The sequence below is a fragment of the Synechococcus sp. 60AY4M2 genome (assembly GCF_002760375.1).
Lineage (GTDB): Bacteria > Cyanobacteriota > Cyanobacteriia > Thermostichales > Thermostichaceae > Thermostichus.
Window position 1 is genome coordinate 2,086,379 of record NZ_AUMZ01000001.1, and the last position, 7,130, is coordinate 2,093,508.

Sequence of the window (7,130 nt, forward strand, 5' to 3'; positions counted from 1 at the left end):
TAACCAAAACTTTGTTTTCATTCCAACAGGTCGGTTCAAGGAGCGTATTGCGCAATTATGTCAGCATTATGGCATGGAGTTTATTGAGGTAGAGGAGGCGTACAGCTCGCAGGCAAGCTTCCTAGATGGAGATGAGCTACCTAATTATGGTGAAAAACCCGACGGGTGGAGACCCTCTGGGCTGAGGCGAATGCTGCCGCCAACCTGCTTAAGAAAGTCAGCAGAACCTTGGGGCTTTGCCTTCAGGAACTGTCTAGAGGCGCTTTGACAACGCCGTTACGGGTTCTTTTGTGGACTGCGTAAGAATCCCCCGCCTTTAGGCGGTGGGAGTGTCAATCTTGATCTCCACATAGCAGCAGGGATCCCCACTGCCGGCAAAGGTCATCGGGATCCCTCCTTCAAAGGCGGTCATCACGTAGGCTTCCAGCTTGCCCACCTGTTTGGCCAGAGCAGCAGAGAGCGACTTGAGCAGCGCCTCTACAGCGGCAGGTTCCGGCTTTAGAGGCGTTTGCAACTTGATCAAGGGCATAGGCACTGCTTTTTGTCGACAAGTTGATCTTGCCGTTGCCGGCTTGTTTTTTGCGGGATCCCCCTGTGGTAGCTTAGCTGCAGAGTTCCGCCGATCCCCATGGAGCAGAGGAAGCCGGTCAGTTCTGAGCCTAACCACCCCACTCGAGCTGAGGCAGGGCCGCAGGAGGTGCGAACCGAGGCTGCTCCTGCCCCTGTCGGCCCTTACAGCCAGGGCATTGCCGCTGCGGGGCCATTTCTATTCGCCGCCGGACAGGTGGGCCTGGATCCCAAAACCGGCAAGCTGGCGGGGGAAGATGTTGCCTCGCAAACTCGGCAGGCGCTGCTGAACCTGAAAGCCGTGCTGGAAGCAGGGGGAACAAGCTTGGCCAATGTGGTGAAGACCACCGTTTTTTTGGCGGATATGAAAGACTTTGCCGCCATGAACGCGGTTTATCGAGAGTTTTTTGCCGCCGATCCGGCACCGGCCCGCTCTTGCGTGCAGGTGGCTGGCCTGCCCTTGAATGCCTTGGTGGAAATCGAGGCGGTGGCCTGCTACCGATAGCGGCGGTTAAAAGCTGCAACTCTTCAACCCCCAGATCCAGAATGTTGGCCATCTGGGCTGGGGCGACCGTTTTCCTCGGGTGCGGATCCCGGCAAGTCGGGCACCGGGTCGTAGCCTCCCGGGTGCCAAGGGTGGCAGCGGCAGAGGCGGCGGATCCCCAGCCAACCGCCTCGGATGGCACCGTAGCGCCGCACGGCTTCCAGGGTGTACTGGGAGCAGGTGGGGTAGTAGCGGCAGGCAGGCGGTAGCAGAGGGGAGATGGCCACCTGGTAGCCTCGAATCAGGGCAACTAAACCGCGAGTCAAGGGATCCGACCGTTCCGCCATAGGCCAGCGTACAAAAAGGCCATTTCCAGGCTAACGTCTGCCCTCCTGCGCAGCTCCAGACAAGAGGTTAAGATCCAAAAAGTCACCACCCAAATATACATTTCGTAATACTTCTGTTCGGGGATGCCGTGGAGACGGCTTTGCTCCTCGGCATGGTTGTAAGAGTTTCATCAGGAGTGGGCGTGAGGGCATTTGGGCGGCTACAGCCAGCACAGCGGCGCAACTTGGGCATTTTGTTCGTGGCCGGGCTGCTCTTTTGGGCCAGTCTGTCTGCGCTGTTGCCCACGCTGCCGCTCTACGTCCGGGATGTGGGCGGCACCAGCCAAGAGGTGGGCTTGGTGATGGGGGCCTTCTCGATTGGGCTGCTGGCTTTTCGTCCTTGGCTGGGGCGGCTGGCGGATGGCCACAGTCGGCGCATTGTGTTGCTCATCGGCATGGGCGCGGCGGGGATGGCGCCTTTGGGGTACTGGCTTTGGGATTGGATCCCGTGGATAGCGCTGGTACGGGCCTTTCATGGGATCAGCATCGCCGCTTTTGCCACCGCCTACGTTACTTTGGTGGCGGATTTTGCCCCGGAAGAAAAACGCGGCGAGATCTTGGGCTACATGAGCTTGGTCAATCCCATGGGTGTAGCCATCGGCCCTGCTTTGGGCGGTTTTTTGCAGGAGCTGGCCGGTTATGGCCCTCTGTTTCTCTTCGCCGCTTTGCTGGGGTTGGTGGGCTTTTTCTGTACCCAATTGGTTCGAGAGCAGCGCCGTGGGGATTGGGGATCCCTGCCCTCGGATGGGGCGTTTTGGGGCCTTGTGCTCAGCCCGAAGGTGTGCTCTCTCGCCGGGGTCATGTTGTTGGTTGGCCTGGCCTTTGGCACCCAGACCACGTTTGTGGCTCTGTTGATCCAAGAGGCCGGAGTTCCCCTGAATCCAGGTCTTTTTTATACGGCGGTGGCCCTGTCCAGCTTCGGCGTGCGCCTGCTGGCTGGTCGCGCTTCCGACCGCTACGGGCGGGGGCCGTTCATCTCGCTCAGCCTGGCCACCTATGCTCTGGCGATGGGGATCCTGAGGGTTGCCGACAGCGCTGCGGCTTTTCTCGCCGCCGGGATCGTGGTGGGGTCGGGTTTTGGCACCTTGATCCCGCTGATCTCCGCCCTGGTGGCGGATCGCTCTGAGCCGGCGGAGCGCGGTCGCCTGTTTAGCTTGGTGATGTGTGGCTTTGACTTGGGCATTGGGCTGGCGGGGCCGATCCTGGGCACGCTGGCGGGGGGGTTCGGGTATCGGGCCATGTTTGGCTACGCCGCCCTTCTGGCGTTGGCTTCCTTGGGCTCTTTTCTCTGCTTCTCCAACGGGCGACCGGGATCCTCCCTGCGCTTTGCCTTGGGCCTGGAAACCGATCGGTTTCGACAGCCAGATCCTGTCCCTTCGGAACAGCCCCAGCCGTCCCCTCCCCTGCCAACGGGATCCCGTCCTGCCCTCTAGGCACCCTGATTTTTGTCCCCAAGTCCGATTTGCCCTATCCTAGGCTGGGGTTGCTGTACAAAAAAGAACTCTGGGCAGATGGGAGCACGGGGTTGGCTTGCCCTCCTGGGATCCCTGCTGGTGGGCGCCTTAGGGGGATGGATCGAGAGCGCTTGGGGGGTAACGGTGCGGGTGGCCTTGGCCGATGCCACCGCCCCTTTGGTGGTGGGGGTTTCTCTCCCTGCCCAACTGACCAATAGCCGCCAAGAGGTGCTGGCCGAGTTGCCCCCCATGCAAGGGTTTCTGGCCCAGCCCGGCCCTCAGGGGGTGCGCCTGCAGGGGGTGGTCAGCCCGGTGTTGTTCATCGAGCCGCAAGCGGGTGGCCTGGTGGCGGTGGATGGCCGCTGGTATTCTGGCAAAGTGCTCCTGACCGGCTACAACCGCTTGCTGGCCATCAATTACGTGGATCTGGAAGACTACGTGGCCGGCGTGGTGGAAGCCGAGATGGGATCCCGCTTTCTGCCCGAGGCCCTCAAGGCCCAGGCGGTGGCAGCCCGCACCTATGTTCTTCACCACCGCAATTCCCGCGGCTGGTTTGACGTGTTTAGCGACACCCGCTCCCAGGTGTATCGGGGTCTGTCGCAGCGCTCGGCAGCCGCCCTAGCAGCAACACACGCCACCCGCGGCATCGTCATGGTGTATGGGGGGCAATTCGTGAATGCCATGTATAGCGCCAGCGCCGGCAGCCAAACCGTCGGGGTGAGCGGGATCCCTTACCTAAAAAGCCTGCCGGATTTTAGCCCCTATCCCAAGTACGGGCATGGCATCGGCATGAGCCAGTGGGGCGCCCAAGAATTGGCCCGCCGGGGCTGGACTTACCGCCAAATCTTGGCCTACTACTACCCCGGCGTCAGGTTTGGCCGGTTGCCGGATTGACCTACTCCCCCTTGCTCTGGGTTGCCAGGGGTGCCCATCTCCCCAGGTTGCCCTTCAGCCGCAAACGGGCCGGGTTCACCCTTGGCCGGCTTCTTCTGGTTAAGACCGGAGTGGACCTAAATAGGGCAGCCACAACTTTGCCCAAGAGCTTTTGTGGGCATGCCGATCCCGGCCTAGGGGACAAAACTGGCGGGCTGAGAAGCAGCAACCCAGACCACGCAATCTCCCCTCACCTCCAACCAGCCACCCCCTGGGTAGTCGGGGCTGCGGCTGCGGCGGCCTGCTTTCAGGAGCCGGATCCCGGCTTCCACCTGCTCAAAAGTCGGGTGATGGGGCAGCAGCAGCGACAAGAATTGGAACATCACCTGCCGCTGCAGAGCCAGGGGCGCAGCCCGCAAGGGATCCCGTCGCAGCCCCGGCAAAGCCGGCTCGTACACCTGCAACCATAGTTGGGCGGCTTGCGCCACCACCAGCTCATGCTCTGCCTGCAACAGCGTGGCCGCCCGATTCAAAGCCGCTTCCAGTTGCGGGTTAAAGTGCTGCTTGAGATAGGGCATCACCTCTAGGCGAAGGCGGTTGCGGCCATGAGCCAAATCCTGGTTGCTGCGATCCGGCCAGACCGGCAACTGGTATTGTCGGCAGAACTCTTCCGTTTCCCAGCGGGAAAGGCCCAGCAGGGGACGCACCAACCAAGCGGAGGTGGGATCCCGCTCGTCCAAACGCCGTTGCCAATCTAGGCTGACCAGGCCGGCAGCCCCCGTGCCCCGCAGCAGGTTCCACAAAAACGTCTCCGCCCGGTCGCTGGCCGTGTGCCCCGTGGCCACCGCCTCGCAGCTCCAGGTGCGCGCCCATTTGTCCAGTTGCTGGTAGCGCCAAGCCCTGGCCCCCGCCTCATCCCAGCGGATGGGATCGGCAGTCTCAACGGCGTGGGGCAGGCCCTGCTGTTGCAGCCATCCCTGCAAAAACTGGGCACACGCCGTCTCATCGGCTGACCAACGGTGATCGCAGTGCAAAACAAAGATCTGCCACCGCCAGCGCGGCTGCAAATCCCGCAAGATCTGGAGCAGGGAAAAAGAATCTTGTCCGCCGGAAAAAGCTACCAGCAGCCGCTGGCCGGGGCGAAGCAGTTGCCGCTCGCGAATGGCACACTGAACCCGCAAGTGAAGAGGAGAAAGCCTGGCCACAGTTGGCTATTGCTCGGGGGCAACCCAGACCTGGGATCCCTCAGGCAAGGGCCCGAGTGAGATGCGAGGCCACCGTCTGCACAGCCGCAATGCTCCGCTCGTAGGCCATGCGAGTCGGCCCCAGCAAGGTGACCGTCCCCAGCGGCGCCGAGCGGCGGCGATAAACTGAGGCGATGACCGTGCAGTGGTGCAGCGATTCCAGCGGGTTCTCGCTGCCAATGTAGATGATCACGGGAACGTTGTGGGATGGATCCTGATCTGCGGTGCTGGAGGATGCCTTCTCCCTGGCCGACGGGGCCGAGAGAGCCGCTTCGCTCGTGAACAGGCAACCTGGCGTGGAATAGAGCCCGATCATCCCCTGCAGCTGCTCGGATCCCTCTTCGAGCAACTGGGCCACCGCCTGCATCCGCTGAGCCTGGGAAAACTCCGGCTGCCGCATCAGCTCCGTCATGCCCGCGCTGAACACCTGTCCTAGAGAGGGCCGCAGGTAGCGTTGGACTACCGAGCGCAGCAGTTGCTGCAGCCAATGGCTGTAAGCGCGAAACTCCTCATCCAGCTTCAACCAGCTCAGATCCTGCAGCTCGGCAAAAGTCTTGCCCCGCAATTTCAGGGTGAGGAAGTTGCTCAGTAGCTGCAGTTCATCTTCCAGATCCTCGCGCCGATCGTCAGGCCAATCCGGTGGGCTGACCAAGGCCGAGTGGGTTTGATAGGAATCCGTAACCACCAGCACCATTACCCGCCCCGGCCCCACCGACAACAACTGCACGTGGTGAACGGCTACCACCGGCCCCTGGGGAGGGGTGATGAGGGCGATGCAACCGCTCAAGTGGGCCAAAAGCTGTGCCACCCTCTGTAGGAAGCTATCGAGGTCGTCCCCCAGCTCACGGTTGAGCTGATCCAGCAACTGCTGCAGCGCAGGATGGGGCTCCGGCTGGGGAGCATCGTTCGGGATCCCATCCATGTTGGCGGAGCTCAACAGATCGTTCACATAGACCCGATAGCCAAAGTCAGAAGGGATCCGACCGGCAGAGGTGTGGGGCTGGAACAGCAACCCAACCTGCTCCAGCGTGGCCAAGTCGTTGCGAATGGTAGCCGTGCTGACTCCGAGGTTGTAGGACTGGGCCAAGGTTTTGGAGCCGACAGGTTCTGCCGTGGCAATATACCTGCGCACCGTTGCCCACAGGATCTTCCGTTGTCTAGGAGTCAGTTCGAGTTTCATGGCTGCTCAAAAGAACCCAATCAACACCTGCTAAGGGGAATTAGCCAATGGATCTCAGGTCAACCAAGCTAGGGCTAAATGAGGATCAGATAAACTTTTACTTCTCTCTTTAACTTTATTGTTACCCTTTCATCTTGGGTTGCAGGCGCGGAAAATTGCAACAGCAGAGGTGGAAAGAGGTGGAGGCTCTTGGTTTGGCGAGAAAAGCGGAGCTCCCTGTAGCCTCTGCATCCTTATTTTTGCCCAAAGGGGGTACTAAAGTGTTAAGTCAACTCTAGGCTAAGTGAGCCTGCTGCTGCCTGTTCTGTATCGTTTTGTATCTTTCGAGGTCGCTCCATGTACTTGTCCCCCCAGGAGGTTGCTCTACCTGGCCGTCCAGCTAGCTCGGGATCGGCGGCAGTGGGGCCTCCAACTCAATTACCCCAAGGCGGTGACCTACCTGAGCGCAGCTATCTTGGAGGGGCGCGGGAAGGGAAAACCGTTGCTCAGGTGATGAGCGAAGGTCTGACGTGGCTGAGCCGAGAGGACGTGATGCCAGGGATCCCGGAAATTCAAGTAGAGGCCACCTTTCCCGACGAAACCAAGCTGTTAACCATCCGCTAGCTGCTTTCTAAGGATCCCCCAAAGACCCAGAGACTTTAGGAGGTTGTCCATCAGAACCTCCGGGGTACTCCCGCCACAGCGCAGCTTGGCGGGCTGGAGGATAGGCGGTGAGACGAAGGGGTTCAATGCCCCTGAGTCTCACAATCTGGGCGTTGCCTGCTGCTCGACATACTTCTTCAACTCCTCAACGGTGACCCCACCACAAGAGGCAACAAAATAGGCCCCTGTCCAAAATACAGGCTTGCTGTAGAACCGTGCCACCTCTGTGGCGAACTCTTTGCGAATCAACCGGCTGGAGACTGTTTTCAGGTTGTTCACCAGCTTCGAGACCTGAACATC

General features: G+C 60.6%; 7 protein-coding genes and 3 pseudogenes. 5 read left to right on the top strand and 5 right to left on the bottom strand.

Going from position 1 to position 7,130, the window contains the following annotated elements:
• Positions 1 to 268 (top strand): annotated as a pseudogene (locus SYN60AY4M2_RS14240) (hypothetical protein); the annotation flags it as partial.
• A gap of 48 nt (positions 269 to 316) precedes the next feature.
• On the opposite strand, the gene SYN60AY4M2_RS09195 reads toward SYN60AY4M2_RS14240, so the two are convergent.
• Positions 317 to 529 (bottom strand): phenylpyruvate tautomerase MIF-related protein, encoded by a 213-nt coding sequence (locus tag SYN60AY4M2_RS09195; protein WP_011431387.1) that lies wholly within the window; start codon positions 527 to 529, stop codon positions 317 to 319.
• A gap of 99 nt (positions 530 to 628) precedes the next feature.
• Here SYN60AY4M2_RS09195 and SYN60AY4M2_RS09200 point away from each other — a divergent pair, with 99 nt between their 5' ends.
• On the top strand, positions 629 to 1,072 hold the full coding sequence (locus tag SYN60AY4M2_RS09200) for a RidA family protein (RefSeq protein WP_083759178.1): 444 nt from the start codon (positions 629 to 631) through the stop codon (positions 1,070 to 1,072).
• A 23-nt stretch (positions 1,073 to 1,095) separates the two neighbouring features.
• Here the strand turns inward: SYN60AY4M2_RS09200 and yidD are convergent, their stop codons facing one another.
• Entirely contained in the window at positions 1,096 to 1,377 is a 282-nt protein-coding gene (gene yidD / locus SYN60AY4M2_RS09205; RefSeq protein ID WP_240527888.1) for a membrane protein insertion efficiency factor YidD, read from the bottom strand.
• 203 nt (positions 1,378 to 1,580) lie between these two features.
• Here yidD and SYN60AY4M2_RS09210 point away from each other — a divergent pair, with 203 nt between their 5' ends.
• Together SYN60AY4M2_RS09210 and SYN60AY4M2_RS09215 are read left to right on the top strand one after the other, a co-directional pair.
• Complete coding sequence (locus SYN60AY4M2_RS09210; RefSeq protein ID WP_011431383.1) at positions 1,581 to 2,870, top strand: MFS transporter; 1,290 nt, start codon at positions 1,581 to 1,583, stop codon at positions 2,868 to 2,870.
• Between the two features lie 78 nt (positions 2,871 to 2,948).
• Positions 2,949 to 3,785, top strand: coding sequence for a SpoIID/LytB domain-containing protein (locus tag SYN60AY4M2_RS09215; protein WP_011431382.1), 837 nt, complete (start codon positions 2,949 to 2,951; stop codon positions 3,783 to 3,785).
• Positions 3,786 to 3,958: 173 nt separating this feature from the next.
• Here SYN60AY4M2_RS09215 and tilS read toward each other — a convergent pair whose 3' ends face one another.
• Together tilS and SYN60AY4M2_RS09225 are read right to left on the bottom strand one after the other, a co-directional pair.
• Positions 3,959 to 4,969, bottom strand: coding sequence for a tRNA lysidine(34) synthetase TilS (tilS, locus tag SYN60AY4M2_RS09220; protein WP_011431381.1), 1,011 nt, complete (start codon positions 4,967 to 4,969; stop codon positions 3,959 to 3,961).
• A 40-nt stretch (positions 4,970 to 5,009) separates the two neighbouring features.
• Positions 5,010 to 6,188, bottom strand: a complete 1,179-nt coding sequence (locus SYN60AY4M2_RS09225) for a heat-inducible transcriptional repressor HrcA (RefSeq protein ID WP_011431380.1) — start codon at positions 6,186 to 6,188, stop codon at positions 5,010 to 5,012.
• Between the two features lie 336 nt (positions 6,189 to 6,524).
• On the opposite strand from SYN60AY4M2_RS09225, the pseudogene ureA reads away from it, so the two are divergent.
• A pseudogene (gene ureA / locus SYN60AY4M2_RS09230) lies at positions 6,525 to 6,791 on the top strand (urease subunit gamma).
• A 138-nt stretch (positions 6,792 to 6,929) separates the two neighbouring features.
• On the opposite strand, the pseudogene tnpA reads toward ureA, so the two are convergent.
• Positions 6,930 to 7,130, bottom strand: a pseudogene (gene tnpA / locus SYN60AY4M2_RS09235) (IS200/IS605-like element ISSoc3 family transposase); the annotation flags it as partial.

Coding starts and splice junctions, on each gene's coding strand:
- SYN60AY4M2_RS09195 (WP_011431387.1), bottom strand. CDS start 529: ATGCCCTTGATCAAGTTGCAAACGCCTCTAAAGCCGGAACCTGCCGCT.
- SYN60AY4M2_RS09200 (WP_083759178.1), top strand. CDS start 629: ATGGAGCAGAGGAAGCCGGTCAGTTCTGAGCCTAACCACCCCACTCGA.
- SYN60AY4M2_RS09215 (WP_011431382.1), top strand. CDS start 2,949: ATGGGAGCACGGGGTTGGCTTGCCCTCCTGGGATCCCTGCTGGTGGGC.
- SYN60AY4M2_RS09225 (WP_011431380.1), bottom strand. CDS start 6,188: ATGAAACTCGAACTGACTCCTAGACAACGGAAGATCCTGTGGGCAACG.